Genomic DNA, 15126 nt, shown 5'->3' on the forward strand with positions numbered 1-15126 from the left:
TGATAATCCGCACTGAATGTGTCGTGTTACGCTGGATACGGGTTATAGCAATGCAAATCGCTAATAAGGCCTGCCCATGAAAAATGATTAATTAGCGCTGCTATTAATCATTTATAACTACCGCTTTTCGATCCCCATAAGCTCAAACATATGGAAGGATAGATAACCACTCGTATAAATGTGACTGATTTACTTATTCTGTAATTGAGCAATAAGGGCCTCGGCATAATTCAAAGCAACATCTGCTTTGATAGTTTCTCTTCCAACAACTTTATCTGAGGTAAACGCCGGGCAGGTAGTGTTAAAAAAATCATCTTCAAAAAATTTCATTTTCTAAATCCATTAGAATAAAAATAAAGATAATCAGAAGTAATGAGGAAAAAATGTGCGTTATATGAAAGGCTTCACATAACAAAACACATCGCGCCTATATCCAAAAAACGGCCCATCATAGTCACAATTCGAAATTTTTAAAGTTGCATTAATGCTTCACAACAATGCAGAAATACTTATAATTTTATGGTGCTGTTTATGATATGGCTTATGAGTTTTGATAATTTTTTAGCCACGTTGAAGATATCCGTTTAGTTAAAAATAACATGGAGCAGTGGATGAACTGGGATGATGTTCGCTTTTTCCTCGCATTAGCGAGACAAAAAACGTTGCGGGGTGCCTCAAAATCGTTGAACGTCGATCAGGCGACAGTCGGGCGCCGTATCGCCGCGTTCGAAAGCGCGCTCAGTTCCCGGTTATTTATACGTACGCCCCGCGCTTTTATGCTGAGCGAGTTTGGCGAACAGGTGATGGCAGAAGCCAGTGCTATGGAAAGCGCTATGCAGGCGATGAGTCGTAAAGCCGCCTGCGGCGATAGCATCCCTGCAGGTAACGTTCGCATCGCCAGCACAGACACACTCGCCACTGTGTTTGTCATACCTGCCATTCAGCGCCTGCGCGAACAATACCCGGATATCACCGTAACCTTATTGACCGGAATAGGCTTCTCCGATATCTCTTACCGTAGTGTGGATATAGCCATTCGTGGTGCCCGACCCGATTCTGAAGAGTTAATAGTTAAACGACTAGCGACCATTGATATGGGGCTTTACGCCAGCCAGCGTTATTTTGATCGGCTCGGAGAACCGCAGCAAGAAAGCGGATTGACTGATCATCAACTGGTCATGTTTCCGGCAGACATGGTGCCTCGTCATCGACAAAACCTGTGTGGCTTTGCAGTAAACAGCCAGCAAGTCGTGCTGGAATGTAATACACAACTGCTGATGCAATCCGCTATTAAACGCGGGATTGGCATCGGCCTGCTTTCGACATTTTTAGCTAACTGCGATCCGCAATTAATCCCGGTATTTCCTGAAAAGCGCGACCCGGTTGATATCTGGCTGGTGCTCCATCCGGATCTGCAAAAAGTCGCACGTATCAGGGCAGTGATTACGGCGCTGGAGCAGTGCTTTGCGGAAGAAACCAGGTTAAAAGAAATTTAGCAGACCTTGCGGTTTCAGTAGCTGAGGAAAACCACCCAACCTACTTAACCGCCGCCACCGGCAAATCCGTTACCCGCGTGGTATAGGCAGGTGACAGCATCTCGCGCTTCATCGCCCAGGCCTTGTTGATCCCCTGCCCGGCAAACCAGAGTTTGCCGCTGCCGCTTTTGTTAATCTTATCGATCAGCGTCATCAGCTCTTCGCTATTGCGGCGTGGCTGATGTTCGTCAAACAGATCAAGCTGGGCCACGCCATGGCTGAAAAAATCTCCCAGTACGATGCCCGCTTTCATGTAGCGATGCCCCTCAATCCAGATGTTATCCAGACACGCCATTGCAACGCCGACAATGTCGCGCGTGTCCTGCGTCGGGATCAGCAACTGACCGGTAGACTGATTACCATAAAAGGGTTCATCCGTAGCATGGGGGCTGGTACGCACAAAGACCCCTACCTGACGGCAATATTGATTGTCACGACGTAGTTTCTCTGCCGCACGTTCAGCATAGGCGCAGACGGCTTCGCGCATCTGGTCGTAGCTGGAAATACGGCTGCCGAACGAACGCGAACACATGATCTGCTGTTTATCCGGCATCACCGACTCCAGCTCCAGGCAGGATTCACCACGCAGCTCTCTGACGGTACGTTCCAGCACTACGCTGAACTGTTTGCGAATAGACTCGGTGCTTTGGCAGGCCAGATCTTTCGCCGTCGTAATGCCCATGGCGTTGAGCCGCTTGCCGATACGGTGACCGACACCCCAGACCTCAGCCACATCGACGAGTGCCAGTAGCTTTTTCTGCCGTTCGGGATCCGACAGATCGACAATGCCGCCGGTTTTGCTCCACTTTTTGGCCGCAAAATTCGCCAGTTTGGCCAGCGTTTTGGTCTGTGCAATGCCAACGCCCACCGTCAGATGGGTCTCTTTGCGTATCCGCTCTCTGACCTGGTGACCAAAGCTCTCCAGCGCCATACAGTTCTGCACGCCGGTGAGATCCATAAAGGCCTCATCGATCGAGTAGATCTCCACCGACGGCGCCATCTCTTCCAGAATCGTCATCACCCGAAGGCTCATGTCGGCGTAAAGCGCGTAATTTGAGCTGAAAACCTGTACATTGTGATGGGTCAGCGCTTCGCGCATTTTGAAATAGGGCGCGCCCATTTTGATGCCGGCTTTCTTCGCCTCGGCGCTGCGCGCAATCACACAGCCGTCGTTGTTCGATAGCACGACGACGGGCTTGCCTTTAAGGTCAGGCCGGAAAACGGTTTCGCACGACGCATAAAAGCAGTTCACATCCACCAGCGCGAACATGCTCAATGTGTCGCTTTAATCACAAACGTCACTACGCCAAACACCTCCAGCGCATCTTCGGTCTGGATAGCGATCGGTTTAAATTTGGTGTTCATCGGCATCAGTTGCAGGCAGGGATGAAGCTGAAGACGTTTAACGGTGAATTCACCGTCGACGGCAGCGACCACGATATCGCCGTGTGAGGCGGTGAGCGAGCTGTCGACGACCAGCATGTCACCATCATTGATGCCCGCCTCAATCATTGATTCACCGCTGACCCGCACAAAATAGGTGGCGCTGGGATGCTGAACCATGAGCGCATTGAGATCGATACGTTGTTCGACATAATCCTGCGCCGGTGAGGGAAATCCACACGGCACACGTTCGATATAAAGCGGTAAAGACATGACGGCGCGGACGTCCGCAGGTTTAATGAATTCCACAATTACACTCCTTTTTCAGATTACTGTATATAAATACAGTAATAGCTAATCCCCCTTTTAATCAAGTGACGTGGACCCCTTTTACGCGAAGAGATTGATGGTAATGCACTTTTTTTTAACCGTTTTTCTCTTACTGGTGTGAGAATAAACGGAAACAGGTTACTTTCGCCGCACTGCGGTAATAGTCTCGCTTTTTACTTACAGTCACGCCTCTTATAAATTAATCCGCCGATTATTTTGACTTAAGGAAAATCCGACAACGACTCTCTGGCATGGGGTGAGGTTTGAATATTTAGCGCGGGCTGGTTATTCTGCCTTTTTAAAGCATGGAGGGGTTATGGCAGACGACGATCGCATCAAACATCTGGAAGAGGTAGTCGCACAGTTAACCGTTGAGACGACGGTATTAAAAGCGATACTCGGTCAGCAAATTGCACTGAATAATCTCAATTACAAAGGGAAGTTTGACGATGTACTGGCGGCGCTGGCGAAAGAATATGCCGAACGCGGTCTGGAGGAAGGTAATAATCAGGCCATCCATGATGCCCTGCGTGAATATATTAAATATGAACCGCCCGCAATGGAATAAGCAAACGCTGGGCAACGTTCGCTTGCCGACGACGTTATCGGCTCCTGAACGCTGCCCTTCCCTGATCGGCCTGCTTCAGCAGCCGTTTCAGGCGAAGCGGTCAGAGATTAAGGCTGGCTGTCACTCTCCAGCGCATCCTGAATCGCATCGGCCAGATTACCAATTTCATTCGCCACAGCCTGCAGGTCCCAGGAGGTTTTTGAGCCGGTTGCCGACGTAGAAGCGCTGACGGACTCCTTTGCCACTGACAGCGCGGCCGCCACAGCAACTGAACGTTTATGTTGTTCCTGAGTCACGCCCGCAGGCGGAATCGCGAAATAGTCGTGAACCATGATCATTTCCTTGTGATGAATAAGAGGCCACCTTAGCTTTCTGCATCAGGCGTGGGAAGTGAATTATGCAGCCTGTGCCGTCAGAAGCACAAGATTGCAGCAGCCTGCCACCGCACTCTGACACTGCTCTCCATTTGTGGTGTAAAAAGCTGTACAGCTTTTGCTAAAATTCTCCTGAAAAACCGTTTTCACCCCGTCAGACAATCCGGGTAAAAAACGCAGAAACGGCCGCCTCAAAAAAACCCGCCTGACAAAAAAACTCATAACTTATTGTATTAGTTTAATTAAATAAAAAAATCGCATTCAGCGCACTTTACCACGGCTTATACCAGGCTAAAAAAATGAAATATTCTGTCAAATTTTCTTGTACAACTTTTAAATTGCTGTATAACTTTATCTCGTGATGTTAAATCACTTGTAACGAGGTGCTTTGCACCGCATCTGAAGGTGTTGTGGATTTCCACCTTCAGATGCAATTTTTTTGCGTCAGCCGGCAACCGGCTATCAACCGACGCACACTCCCCAATTCTTTATGAGGCCTGACATGCAAACAACAATGAATACAGAGTCTCAGATTTCTGATTACTTTATGAACTCTGGCGCCGCGATGACGACAGAAAAACAGGTTATCGCTGCGGTTCACGCTGAACTCGCCCATTCAAAAGCCCATGTCTCAGATAAAGACATTGTGCTGGGCCTGATTCATCGCCTGGAGAGCGAGCGTGACGTAGTTAAGCAGGATATTTACCGTCAGGCTCTGGAACACGTTTTGCAACGTGCAACGGCCACCAGTGAAAGCTGAATTGTTAAACAGCTATAGCGGAAGTGAGGATGCTTTCCCGTACTGAATCAGCCCCTTTTAATGGGGGCTTTTTTATCTCTTCTGCACTGAGTCATATGTCACTTTCTCATCGTTGATATTGCCTGTCCTGTCGTACCAGATATAGCTCCGAAAATGACCTATTTCCCCGCTTTTTTTACCGTAAATTCCGATTAATTGCTCTCGTTTCGCTTTATTTATCCGATATCTGTGTCCAGGCTTTTCCTGCATCTACTGCAAACACAGGCGAGGAAAATAGCTATGTTTCATCATTCATCAAAACTTCAATTCCCGGTTCGTGTAGAGAAGCCCGACCCAGAGTTTGCCATGCTGTTACAGCAAGCCATCGGCGGCGTCGAAGGTGAGATTCGTGTAGCGATGCAATACTTTTTCCAGGCGATGGGCGCGCGAGGTGATGCGCGGATTCGGGATCTGCTGATCTCCACCGCCACCGAAGAGCTGAGTCATATCGAAATGCTGGGCTACGCTGTGGCGCTGAACCTTGAAGGCGCACCGCTCTCTTACCAGGAAGCATCAGCCAAAGACCCGGTGGTTAATGCCATTCTGGGCGGCATGAACCCACGCCATATTCTCTCTTCCGGTCTGGCCGCGATGCCGGTAAACGCCAACGGCATGCCGTTCGACATGAGCCACATCTACGCGTCCGGCAACGTGGCCGCCGATATGCTGGCTAATGTCACCGCAGAAGCCACCGGTCGTGTTCTGGCGACCCGCCTCTACAACATGACCGAAGACAAAGGCATGAAGGATTTCCTCTCCTTCCTGATTGCCCGTGACACCATGCACCAGCAGCAGTGGCTGGCGGTGATCGAAGAGATGGGCGGATTGAACGCGTCGCTGCCGATCCCCAACAGCTTCCCGCAGGAACATGAAGCGCAGGAGCACGCTTACTACTGCCTGAATACCTCGCTGGATAAACCGCTGCCGGAAGGTCGCTGGAGCAGTGGTCCAGCTTACGATGGTCACGGCCAGTTCAGCGCGAAACAGCAGCCCGATATTCTGGGTGATGAACCGATACTCGGCAATGCCCGTCCCGGTTCCGGTGCACAGTCAGAACAGATCGATGGCGTCACACCACCAAAACCTTAATCCCTCGCCTGTCAGGGTCCAATGCCCTGACAGGGTTGATCCCTTTTTACGGAGGAAAAGTCATGTCATCCACTCAGCGTCCACTCCCCCCTTTTGCCGCGCAGCAGCAGACGTGGCCAGGCAGTACTGCCGCGATGCAGCCACAGCCCGATCACGGCGAAGAGAGCTATCAGGGTTCCGGCCGTCTGGCGGGTAAAAAAGCGATTATTACCGGCGGGGATTCTGGCATTGGCCGGGCCGTGGCCATTGCCTTTGCCCGGGAAGGTGCCGATGTGCTGATCTCTTATCTTGATGAGCATGAGGATGCGCAGGACACCGCCCGGCTTGTCGAGGCCGCCGGTCAGAAAGCGCTGCTGGTGCCAGGCGACATCACCGATGCCTCACACTGTAATGCGCTGGTTGATAAAGCCGTTGAAGCCTTTGGTGAGATTAACATTGTGGTCAATAATGCGGCATATCAGATGACACGCGAGTCGCTGGAGGAGATCAGCGACGACGAGTTTGATCGCACCATGAAAACGAATCTTTACGCGATGTTCTACATCACTAAAGCGGCCACAAAGCACATGCCAGCGGGCGGATCGATCATCAACACCGCCTCGATCAATGCCGACCAGCCGAAACCGAAGCTGCTCGCCTACTCCGCGACTAAAGCCGCCATTATTAACTTCTCCGGAGGCCTGGCTGCCCTGCTGGCAGAGAAAGGTATCCGAGCTAATGTGGTCGCGCCCGGTCCTATCTGGACACCGCTAATCCCCTCGACCATGCCGGTTGAACAGGTGAAAAACTTTGGCAGTGAAGTGCCGCTGCAGCGTGCCGGTCAACCTGCTGAGCTGGCACCCACCTACGTGATGCTGGCCAGTGACGAAGCCAGCTACATTTCCGGCGCGACTATCGCCGTTACGGGCGGCGTGGCTATTATTTAACGTTCGCCGCTTCCCTGGTCTCTTCGGCCAGGGAATTTCCTATCAGTTTCTGCGCGATCCCCCACTGATAAAGCGGTTCCCGCGCCAGATTCTTCATTTTCACTTCGCACATGATATCGAAATCCTGGAACGACAGTGCCCACGCATTCAGCGTCGGATTAAAGAAGTAGTCGGAGTGCGCCCGCAGTTTGCTTTTGCTCACACCCAGCTGCTGCTGATCGGGCCAGCCCTCCTCCGGAATAATTCCCTCCTGAGAAATCGAATAGTGCAGCACCGGCCGCACACCCCGCCATGAGTCAATGACGCTGGCAACACGCGCGTCATCCGGCTGAATAAACTCACTCTCTTTTACCCAGTGATGGTGAATATCCAGCACCACCGGACAGAGGGGTGCCGCCTGCAGCACATCATCCAGCGAGCAGGAAATCTCATCATTTTCAACCGTCAGCATCCGCCGCGCTTCCGGGCTGAGCTGAGTAAACGCGCGTTTAAAACCGTCGAATCCCGCCCTGCCATTCATATGAATGTTGATTTTAAAATCCTGGAAGGTCTTACCGTAGCCCATGAGACAGGCGCAAAGCGCGTGATACTCCACATCTTCCAGTGCGCGCGTCACCACATCCGGATTATCGGAAGCCAGCACCGTATATTGTCCCGGATGGAATGAGAGCCGGATTTGATGCGTCCGCGCCAGCTCGCCACAGCGGGCAAAGAGTGGATAAAGCTCAGGCAGAAACTCCGCAAAGAGCGGCGTGGCTTCGGGTACCGTATAGAGTGGCAGCAGGTCGCTGCCGATACGCATCATTCTGAGTGGCGCCGGTAACGTAGCCAGATGCTCCAGTGTCAGGTAGAGATTATTAAGGTTAGTAACGGTAATCTCATGAATCAGCTGATGACGTTCAGCCTGAGGTAAACTCAGAAATCGTTTACGGGTGGTGGCGCGAAACGGGAAAAACTGTTTACCGTCGCTATTGAGATACTTACATGCAAAACCTAATTTCATGTCTGCTCCTGATTTATGCTTATCAGAAGTGTAACAGGCCTCTGGCGACCAGCCAGTCGCGGGCCACAGAGATCGGGGTTAACCATGACAGGGAGAATCACTATGCAGGGTCACCAGATCCAGCGCACCGCTATCGACGCGGCTGAACGGCTGCCCGCCGCCGAATCAGGCTATCCCTTCGGGCCGGAACATCAGGTTTATAAAGTGTGTGAAAAAGTGTTTTTACTGCTGACGGAACTGCGGGGCGTGCCGATTATCACCCTGAAGTGTGAACCGCAGCAGGCAGAGCTGCACCGGGTGATCTATCCCTCGATCACCGCCGGTTATCATATGAATAAACGTCACTGGATCACGGTGTATCCGGGTGACGGCCTCTCACCCGGCCTGATTCAGCAACTGGTTGAAGAGTCGTATCAGCGAGTGGTGCGCGGCATCCCCGCCTCACGCCGTCCGGCCTGGGTGGGATGACGGCGGTGGCAGCGCGTCACAGAAACCCCGCTGTCATCAGCGGGCCATCCGATCCCGGCCCTTCACTTAATGGTGCAGCATCTCTTCCACGACCTGTGGATTTGTCATCTGGTAAGGGTAATAAGTTGGCCAGTTGTCCATTTCAGCCAGCAACGTCTGCTGAGACTGATTACCCATAAAGATGTGGAAGTGAGCAGACTTGCGTGGGCCGATGGTATGATCGCTGAACTGCACATATTTCGGGGCGTTGCTGCTGGCGTCCTGACACTCAAACAGGTAACGCACCCCTTTTTTACCCGAGGTATAGGTCAGGATTTTGTGGCCTGCATAGCGATAGTGGCAGGCGCTGACCCGATCACCGACATGGAACTCCATTACCCCGTTTTCAATACCGATATTATCGACGTCGGTGGCGTAGCCTTTGCGATAATAAGCTTTAATCTCCTCTGCCGTTTTGCTCTTGTCCTGCTGCGCTTTCTTCTGCCAGACCGGATCCAGCTCGCCGCTTTGCAGCAGCGGATAAACTGACTGCCACAGCCCGTCCCAGTCAGAGAGTGGGCGATCTTTCACGTCGCTGTCAGCAAAAACCCCTTCGGCTGCTTTCTGCTCCATTACTGATAGCGGTTTGCCATGTGTATGCGTGCTATGTGCCAGCGCCTGCTGGCTGATGAGCAGCGCGCTCATGATTCCCATCCATTTACCTGCATGATTCGTCAAAGCCTGATCCTCAGTCAACATTACAAAATGAAATGTTATGATATAACATTTCTAAACTCAATCAGGAATGACACCTCTCCCTATTAATTTTATTTATAGATTTTCACCCTCTCGCGGAATATCACGCAGTCCAGCGAGAGGCGAATCTGACAGGGTTACAAAGCAGGTAGCCAGCATAGCGGGTGCGGGCTGACACGCCGCTAAGCCAGACGGCACAAGGCGTGGATAAGCGAAGCGATAACAGACATTCAGACGTAAGCGTGGTTTTTCTGCCGGACAAAAAAGGGACAGTGACAGCGGTTAAATGGCCGGTTTACCCTCAGTATTGTTCAGGTTGTTCTATATTTAGTGTCGTCGAAAGTAAAATAACAGCTGGAGCATAGATTCATGTCGAAAGAAACAGAGAAGAAACCCCTGAGCGAACACGCCCCCACCACCGGTCCGGAATCATCAGAACCGGGTCTGGGATCGCTGGCACCGAAAGATGGTTCGCATCAGCCCCCAGCCGAACCGACCCCGCCAGGCAAACAGCCCACCGCCCCGGGCAGTCTGAAAGCGCCGCAGACACACAGCGCCAAACTTGACCAGCTTGAAGCCAGCCGTAAAAACGGCACCCATCAGGCTCTCACCACGAATCAGGGCACGCGCATCGCCAATGACCAAAGCTCACTGCTCGCGGGTTCGCGAGGTCCGACGCTGCTGGAAGACTTTATACTGCGTGAGAAAATCACGCATTTTGACCATGAACGTATCCCGGAGCGTATCGTTCACGCCCGTGGTTCTGCCGCACACGGCTATTTTCAGCCTTACCGCTCACTGAAAGATCTGACCAAAGCGCAGTTCCTGAGCGACCCCGAGCAGACCACGCCGGTGTTCGTGCGTTTCTCCACGGTTCAGGGTGGCGCTGGCTCTGCGGATACCGTACGTGATATCCGCGGTTTCGCCGCCAAGTTCTACACCGAAGAAGGTGTCTTTGACCTGGTCGGTAACAACACGCCGGTGTTCTTTATTCAGGATGCCCATAAATTCCCTGACTTTGTGCACGCCGTTAAGCCGGAGCCGCATAATGAAATCCCGCAGGGTCAGAGTGCCCATGACACCTTCTGGGATTACGTCTCTCTTCAGCCGGAAACCATGCACAACGTCATCTGGGCGATGTCTGACCGGGGTATTCCGCGCAGCTATCGCACCATGGAAGGTTTTGGCATTCACACCTTCCGCCTGATCAACGCCGAAGGCAAAGCGACCTTTGTCCGCTTCCACTGGAAGCCGGTGGCCGGTAAAGCTTCGCTGCTGTGGGATGAGTCGCAGAAACTGACCGGTCGCGATCCCGACTTCCATCGCCGCGATCTGTGGGAAGCGATTGAAGCCGGTGATTTCCCGGAATATGAACTGGGTCTGCAGCTAATCCCGGAAGAGGATGAATTCAAATTCGACTTCGATATTCTGGATGCCACCAAGCTGATCCCGGAAGCGCTGGTGCCGGTGGAAATTGTCGGCAAGATGGTGCTGAACCGTAACCCGGATAACTTCTTTGCGGAAACCGAGCAGGTGGCGTTCCACCCGGGCCATATCGTGCCGGGCCTGGATTTCTCCAACGATCCACTGCTGCAGGGCCGTCTGTTCTCCTATACCGACACGCAGATCAGTCGTCTGGGCGGACCGAACTTCCATGAGATCCCGATTAACCGTCCGACCTGCCCGTACCATAACTTCCAGCGTCAGGGCATGCATCGCCAGGACATCGACACCAACCCGGCGAACTACGAGCCGAACTCGATCAACGACAACTGGCCGCGCGAAACGCCACCGGCTGCGAAAGGCGGCGGTTTCGAAAGCTATCAGGAGCGGGTTGAGGGCCACAAAGTGCGCGAGCGCAGCCCTTCATTTGGTGAATATTATTCCCAGCCGCGCCTGTTCTGGAACAGCCAGACAGAAGTCGAACAGCAGCACATCATTGGTGCCTACTCATTTGAACTGAGTAAAGTGGGCCGTGCCTACATCCGTGAGCGCGTGGTGGATCTTCTGGCGCGTATCGATACTAAACTGGCACAGGGCGTAGCGGATAATCTGGGACTCGCCCTGACCGATGAGCAGCGCAATATCCAGCCTCCTGCGGCGGTGAATGGCCTGACGAAAGATGACAGCCTGAGCCTCTACGCTATCCCGGATGGTGAGATTAAAGGCCGTCAGGTGGCGCTGCTGCTGAGCGATGGTGTGAAGGCGGCGGATGTGCTGGCGATTCTGCAGGCGCTGAAAGCGGAAGGTGTGCACACAAAACTGCTGGCGCCGCATATGGGCCAGGTGCGCGCGGATGACGGTTCTGTGCTGCCGATCGATGCCACCTTCGCCGGCCTGCCGTCTCTGACTTTTGATGCGGTGATGGTGCCGAATGGTAATATTGATGCCCTGCTGTTAAGCGGCGATGCCCGCTACTTCCTGCTGGAAGCCTACAAACACCTCAAGGTGATTGGTCTGGTGGGCGACGCGCGTCGCTTTAAAGCGCAGTTCGGTCTGGAAGATGCCGATCAGGAAGAAGGCATTGTGCAGGGCGACGCGGCGGAGGACGCACTGATGTCTGATTTTACGCAGGCGATGAAAGCGCACCGCGTCTGGTCACGCAGCCAGAAGGCACAGTCCGTTCCTGCCTGATGCGTTAAGTGAATAAAAAACCGCCCCTGGGGGCGGTTTTTTTATGCTGAAACTGTAGCACGGCCGCGTGCGCAGTGATCCGTCAGATATTCCGTTATCAGAAAGTCTGCCAGTTCTCATTGTCTGTCACGGCGACAGGCTGACGTTTGGGCACGGCAATCGCCTTCGCAACCGGTGCGGCGGAGAACGCGGCGTGCATGCTGCCGGTTTTAAAGACCGATACCGTTTTACGCAGGTAGCTCGCCTGCTCTTCCAGTGAGGCAGCAGCAGTCGCAGACTCCTCCACCAGCGCGGCGTTCTGCTGCGTTACACCATCCATCTCAGAAACCGCAATGCAGACCTGCTCAATGCCGCGGGTCTGTTCAGTGGAGGAGGCAGCGATCTCTTCGATCAGCTGCGTCACCCGGCTCACCGACTTCACGATGCTCTCCATGGCGATGCCCGCCTGGGAAGCGTGACCGGCACCGGTTTTAATGCGCTCGGCTGAGCGGTCAATCAATCCACGAATCTCCTGCGCGGCACTGGCGCTGCGTCCGGCCAGCGAGCGTACTTCACCTGCGACAACGGCGAATCCACGCCCCTGCTCACCGGCACGCGCGGCTTCAACCGCAGCGTTCAGCGCCAGAATATTGGTCTGGAAGGCGATGCTGTCGATAATGGCGATAATACCGGCGATCTGATTCGAGCTTTCGCTGATCTGATCCATGTTGGCGATAACGCGGGCAACGGTTTCGCCGCCCTGCAGGGCGGTGGCTGACGCCTCTTTCGACACCGTTGTCGCCTGCTGCGCATTGTCTGCGTTGAGCTTCACCGTTGAGGTGAGCTGCTCCATGCTGGCGGCGGTCTGTTCCAGTGCGGCAGCCTGCTGTTCAGTACGGGAAGAGAGATCGGTGCTGCCAGCGGAAATTTCCGCTGCACCGGTAAAAATAGAGCGGGTCGCGTCATCGACCGAGGTAATGGTCACCACCAGCGCATCGCGCATCTGTTGCAGCTCCTCAATCAGCAGGCCCATCTCATTGCGGCCTTCGTGCTGAATATCAGAGGTTAAATCACCTGCCGAAATGGTGCGCATATGCCCTGTCAGCCTGGCCAGCGGACTAATCAGCAATTTTTGCAGTCCCAACCAGACCGCCACGCCAATCACGCCAGTGATCAGGCTAATCGTCAGCAGCGCCCAGAGCGCATCTGTCAGACTACGCTGGTTATGTTCTGAAGTATCTTTCATCAGCTGGATGTTCACCGCACGCCAGGCCTCATAGGCACTGTCGAGCTGGTCCTGCGCCGCCTGTGCTTCGAGGTTGCCATAGGCCGCGTAATTACCCTGCTTTAAAAAGGTAATTGAGGCCAGCATGGTCTCATGCATCTGCTGATAGGCGGTCTGAACCTGCGCCGACTGCGCTTCGCTCTGCCCCTCTTTGCGTGGCATCGCCTGCCAGGCTTTAAAGTCGGCATCGGCTCTGTCCGCAGACTGGCCCGCCTGCTCCAGCAGCGTGGCGATGGCGGCCAGTGATTTAGGATCCTGCTGGTTTTTCAGGAAACGGATAGCGACGCGGTTGATGGTAACGCGGGTTTTAATCAGGGTTTTCACCGCATCGCTCAGGTGCTGCTGCTGCAGGGTCAGCTGTTCTGCTGCCACGAAGTTTTTGTCGGCGTTTGAGACGCCGTTGTAAAACAGAAATCCGGTCAGGGTCAGTAACGTAATAAAGACGGCAAGCACCGCCAGAATACCGTGGGTTATTTTAAGATTTTTAAGCATGTCTGCAGGCTCATATCAGAGAAGTTAGAGTGGTTATCGGCTGGCTTGAGATTTATCTGAGTCTGCGAACAAAGAAGTTAACAAGACGCCACCTGCCGGGCGCAGCCAGCGCGCCGCTCAGGACAGAATAAAGTTGCGGCTCTGCCTGAACGCATTTGACGCTTAACAACCGACCCTGTGCTGTGGTTGAATTCGCCCCTTACTTTTTCGCACGTGGTTAACATGCATTACATTCAGAGTCTGATGAGTTTTATAGAGGGAAACAGAGTGCTGTCGATCAGCTTTAGCCTGTTGCTGCTGATCGTGGCCGGGCTGGTCACTCACCTGATCTGCAAATTCTTCATCGTCAAAGTGATCAGGAAGGTCTTTTTCAGCAGCCATAAAAAGGGTGTGCCACTGGATAAGGACATTCGCCTCTCTCAGAAGCTGTCAAATTTTGTGCCGGTAATTGTGGTCTACAACTTTCTGCAATTTATGCCAGGCCTGCCTGAAAACCTGAAAGTGGCGATTCAGACCATCTGCGGCATCCTGTTTTTTGTCTATCTGTCGATCTTCTTCAACGAAGTGCTGGAGATTGTTAACAACTCCTATACGCGCAAATCCAAGCGCAAGAATCACTCGATCAAGGGCTATATCCAGATTGGCAAAATCCTGGTGCATATCATCGCCGCAATCATGATTCTGGCGATTATGTCCAATAAGTCACCTGCCATTATTATCTCCTCGCTGGGTGCGGTTGCCGCGGTGCTGATGCTGATCTTCCAGCATACGCTGCTGTCGCTGGTGGCGAACATTCAGCTCTCCTCCAACGATGTCCTGCAACTGGGCGACTGGATTGAGATGCCGGACAGAAACATCAGCGGTGAGGTGATCGACATTGCGCTGCATACCATCACCATCCGCAACTGGGATAACACTATTTCACGTATTCCGACCAAGAACTTCCTGACCGAAACCTACACCAACTGGCAGGCGATGTTCTCGTCGGGTGCGCGCCGCATCATGCGCAGCTTTCATCTGGATCAGAAGTCGATCACCTTTGTGAATCAGGAGATGCTGCAATCGATGAGCCAGATCCGCCTTGCAGGCGAAACGATCACTGAACTGCTGGATGGACGCGATATCAATGCCGTCGGCGAACGCTGGTTTATGGAGAACGGCATCACCAATCTGATGGTGTTCCGCAAATACCTGTCTGCCTGGCTGGCCCAACGCGATGACATTATGAAAGAGATGTATATCGTGGTACGGCCGCTGAAGCCGTCGCCGGATGGGCTGCCGGTGGAGATCTACTGCTTCACCTCATCGATTTTCTGGGCGGATTATGAAAATACCCAGGCGGCGATTTTTGAGTATATCTATGCAATAGCCCGCGTGTTTGAACTGCAAATCTACCAGCATCCGGCAGGTTCCGATTTCGCCCGACTGGCTCAGCCACGGCCCGAGAGCCGGGATGCGCAGCAGAGCGGCATACAGTAACCGATGATGCGCGGTGGCAATCTCCTGCCACCGCCGTAGTAAACTTA

Annotated in this window: 15 protein-coding genes; 8 read left to right on the top strand and 7 right to left on the bottom strand. The window is 53.1% G+C overall.

Going from position 1 to position 15126, the window contains the following annotated elements; genetic code table 11:
* Nucleotides 1-189 precede the first annotated feature (189 nt).
* Nucleotides 190-330, bottom strand: coding sequence for a hypothetical protein (locus tag KTJ90_RS10445; protein WP_499024477.1), 141 nt, complete (start codon nucleotides 328-330; stop codon nucleotides 190-192).
* Between the two features lie 281 nt (nucleotides 331-611).
* On the opposite strand from KTJ90_RS10445, the gene KTJ90_RS10450 reads away from it, so the two are divergent.
* Nucleotides 612-1496, top strand: a complete 885-nt coding sequence (locus tag KTJ90_RS10450; RefSeq protein ID WP_008926215.1) for a LysR family transcriptional regulator — start codon at nucleotides 612-614, stop codon at nucleotides 1494-1496.
* Between the two features lie 40 nt (nucleotides 1497-1536).
* Here KTJ90_RS10450 and umuC read toward each other — a convergent pair whose 3' ends face one another.
* Nucleotides 1537-2805 (bottom strand): DNA polymerase Y subunit UmuC family protein, encoded by a 1269-nt coding sequence (gene umuC, locus KTJ90_RS10455; protein WP_499026498.1) that lies wholly within the window; start codon nucleotides 2803-2805, stop codon nucleotides 1537-1539.
* A 2-nt stretch (nucleotides 2806-2807) separates the two neighbouring features.
* Nucleotides 2808-3227: a translesion error-prone DNA polymerase V autoproteolytic subunit gene (gene umuD, locus KTJ90_RS10460; protein ID WP_003848963.1), complete on the bottom strand. Its 420-nt coding sequence runs from the start codon at nucleotides 3225-3227 to the stop codon at nucleotides 2808-2810.
* A gap of 337 nt (nucleotides 3228-3564) precedes the next feature.
* Between umuD and KTJ90_RS10465 the strand changes: the two genes are divergently transcribed.
* Nucleotides 3565-3816 (top strand): hypothetical protein, encoded by a 252-nt coding sequence (locus KTJ90_RS10465; RefSeq protein WP_140033482.1) that lies wholly within the window; start codon nucleotides 3565-3567, stop codon nucleotides 3814-3816.
* A gap of 107 nt (nucleotides 3817-3923) precedes the next feature.
* Here the strand turns inward: KTJ90_RS10465 and KTJ90_RS10470 are convergent, their stop codons facing one another.
* The gene (locus KTJ90_RS10470; RefSeq protein ID WP_003848959.1) at nucleotides 3924-4148 is read right to left on the bottom strand and encodes a hypothetical protein; all 225 of its coding nucleotides are present in this window, start codon (nucleotides 4146-4148) and stop codon (nucleotides 3924-3926) included.
* 607 nt (nucleotides 4149-4755) lie between these two features.
* Between KTJ90_RS10470 and KTJ90_RS10475 the strand changes: the two genes are divergently transcribed.
* From KTJ90_RS10475 to KTJ90_RS10485, 3 genes are all read left to right on the top strand, one after another.
* Nucleotides 4756-4950 (top strand): biofilm development regulator YmgB/AriR family protein, encoded by a 195-nt coding sequence (locus tag KTJ90_RS10475; protein WP_223296455.1) that lies wholly within the window; start codon nucleotides 4756-4758, stop codon nucleotides 4948-4950.
* Between the two features lie 279 nt (nucleotides 4951-5229).
* A complete protein-coding gene (locus tag KTJ90_RS10480) occupies nucleotides 5230-6078 on the top strand; it encodes a manganese catalase family protein (protein WP_003848955.1) in 849 nt (282 codons plus the stop codon).
* 62 nt (nucleotides 6079-6140) lie between these two features.
* Complete coding sequence (locus tag KTJ90_RS10485; RefSeq protein WP_003848953.1) at nucleotides 6141-7004, top strand: glucose 1-dehydrogenase; 864 nt, start codon at nucleotides 6141-6143, stop codon at nucleotides 7002-7004.
* Here KTJ90_RS10485 and KTJ90_RS10490 read toward each other — a convergent pair.
* Complete coding sequence (locus KTJ90_RS10490) at nucleotides 6997-8007, bottom strand: UV damage endonuclease UvsE (RefSeq protein WP_039660325.1); 1011 nt, start codon at nucleotides 8005-8007, stop codon at nucleotides 6997-6999. The genes KTJ90_RS10485 and KTJ90_RS10490 overlap by 8 nt on opposite strands.
* Before the next feature lie 102 nt (nucleotides 8008-8109).
* Between KTJ90_RS10490 and KTJ90_RS10495 the strand changes: the two genes are divergently transcribed.
* Nucleotides 8110-8475, top strand: coding sequence for an MmcQ/YjbR family DNA-binding protein (locus KTJ90_RS10495; protein ID WP_499024487.1), 366 nt, complete (start codon nucleotides 8110-8112; stop codon nucleotides 8473-8475).
* Between the two features lie 66 nt (nucleotides 8476-8541).
* On the opposite strand, the gene zinT is transcribed toward KTJ90_RS10495, so the two are convergent.
* Nucleotides 8542-9192 (bottom strand): metal-binding protein ZinT, encoded by a 651-nt coding sequence (zinT, locus tag KTJ90_RS10500; protein WP_499024489.1) that lies wholly within the window; start codon nucleotides 9190-9192, stop codon nucleotides 8542-8544.
* Between the two features lie 387 nt (nucleotides 9193-9579).
* Between zinT and katE the strand changes: the two genes are divergently transcribed.
* A complete protein-coding gene (katE, locus tag KTJ90_RS10505) occupies nucleotides 9580-11844 on the top strand; it encodes a catalase HPII (protein ID WP_003848945.1) in 2265 nt (754 codons plus the stop codon).
* Nucleotides 11845-11941: 97 nt separating this feature from the next.
* On the opposite strand, the gene KTJ90_RS10510 is transcribed toward katE, so the two are convergent.
* The gene (locus KTJ90_RS10510) at nucleotides 11942-13600 is read right to left on the bottom strand and encodes a methyl-accepting chemotaxis protein (protein WP_499024492.1); all 1659 of its coding nucleotides are present in this window, start codon (nucleotides 13598-13600) and stop codon (nucleotides 11942-11944) included.
* 222 nt (nucleotides 13601-13822) lie between these two features.
* Here KTJ90_RS10510 and KTJ90_RS10515 point away from each other — a divergent pair, with 222 nt between their 5' ends.
* Complete coding sequence (locus KTJ90_RS10515) at nucleotides 13823-15079, top strand: mechanosensitive ion channel family protein (protein ID WP_003850244.1); 1257 nt, start codon at nucleotides 13823-13825, stop codon at nucleotides 15077-15079.
* The last annotated feature ends 47 nt before the right edge of the window (nucleotides 15080-15126 follow it).

It is taken from the genome of Pantoea jilinensis (genome assembly GCF_019104105.1).
Taxonomy (GTDB): Bacteria; Pseudomonadota; Gammaproteobacteria; order Enterobacterales; family Enterobacteriaceae; genus Pantoea; species Pantoea eucalypti.

Bases quoted from the DNA above. Each gene is read 5' to 3' on its own strand.
- KTJ90_RS10470 (WP_003848959.1), bottom strand. From the start codon at position 4,148: ATGGTTCACGACTATTTCGCGATTCCGCCTGCGGGCGTGACTCAGGAA.
- KTJ90_RS10450 (WP_008926215.1), top strand. From the start codon at position 612: ATGAACTGGGATGATGTTCGCTTTTTCCTCGCATTAGCGAGACAAAAA.
- katE (WP_003848945.1), top strand. From the start codon at position 9,580: ATGTCGAAAGAAACAGAGAAGAAACCCCTGAGCGAACACGCCCCCACC.
- KTJ90_RS10475 (WP_223296455.1), top strand. From the start codon at position 4,756: ATGACGACAGAAAAACAGGTTATCGCTGCGGTTCACGCTGAACTCGCC.
- umuC (WP_499026498.1), bottom strand. From the start codon at position 2,805: ATGTTCGCGCTGGTGGATGTGAACTGCTTTTATGCGTCGTGCGAAACC.
- KTJ90_RS10510 (WP_499024492.1), bottom strand. From the start codon at position 13,600: ATGCTTAAAAATCTTAAAATAACCCACGGTATTCTGGCGGTGCTTGCC.
- KTJ90_RS10515 (WP_003850244.1), top strand. From the start codon at position 13,823: ATGCATTACATTCAGAGTCTGATGAGTTTTATAGAGGGAAACAGAGTG.
- KTJ90_RS10465 (WP_140033482.1), top strand. From the start codon at position 3,565: ATGGCAGACGACGATCGCATCAAACATCTGGAAGAGGTAGTCGCACAG.
- KTJ90_RS10480 (WP_003848955.1), top strand. From the start codon at position 5,230: ATGTTTCATCATTCATCAAAACTTCAATTCCCGGTTCGTGTAGAGAAG.
- KTJ90_RS10445 (WP_499024477.1), bottom strand. From the start codon at position 330: ATGAAATTTTTTGAAGATGATTTTTTTAACACTACCTGCCCGGCGTTT.
- KTJ90_RS10485 (WP_003848953.1), top strand. From the start codon at position 6,141: ATGTCATCCACTCAGCGTCCACTCCCCCCTTTTGCCGCGCAGCAGCAG.
- KTJ90_RS10495 (WP_499024487.1), top strand. From the start codon at position 8,110: ATGCAGGGTCACCAGATCCAGCGCACCGCTATCGACGCGGCTGAACGG.
- KTJ90_RS10490 (WP_039660325.1), bottom strand. From the start codon at position 8,007: ATGAAATTAGGTTTTGCATGTAAGTATCTCAATAGCGACGGTAAACAG.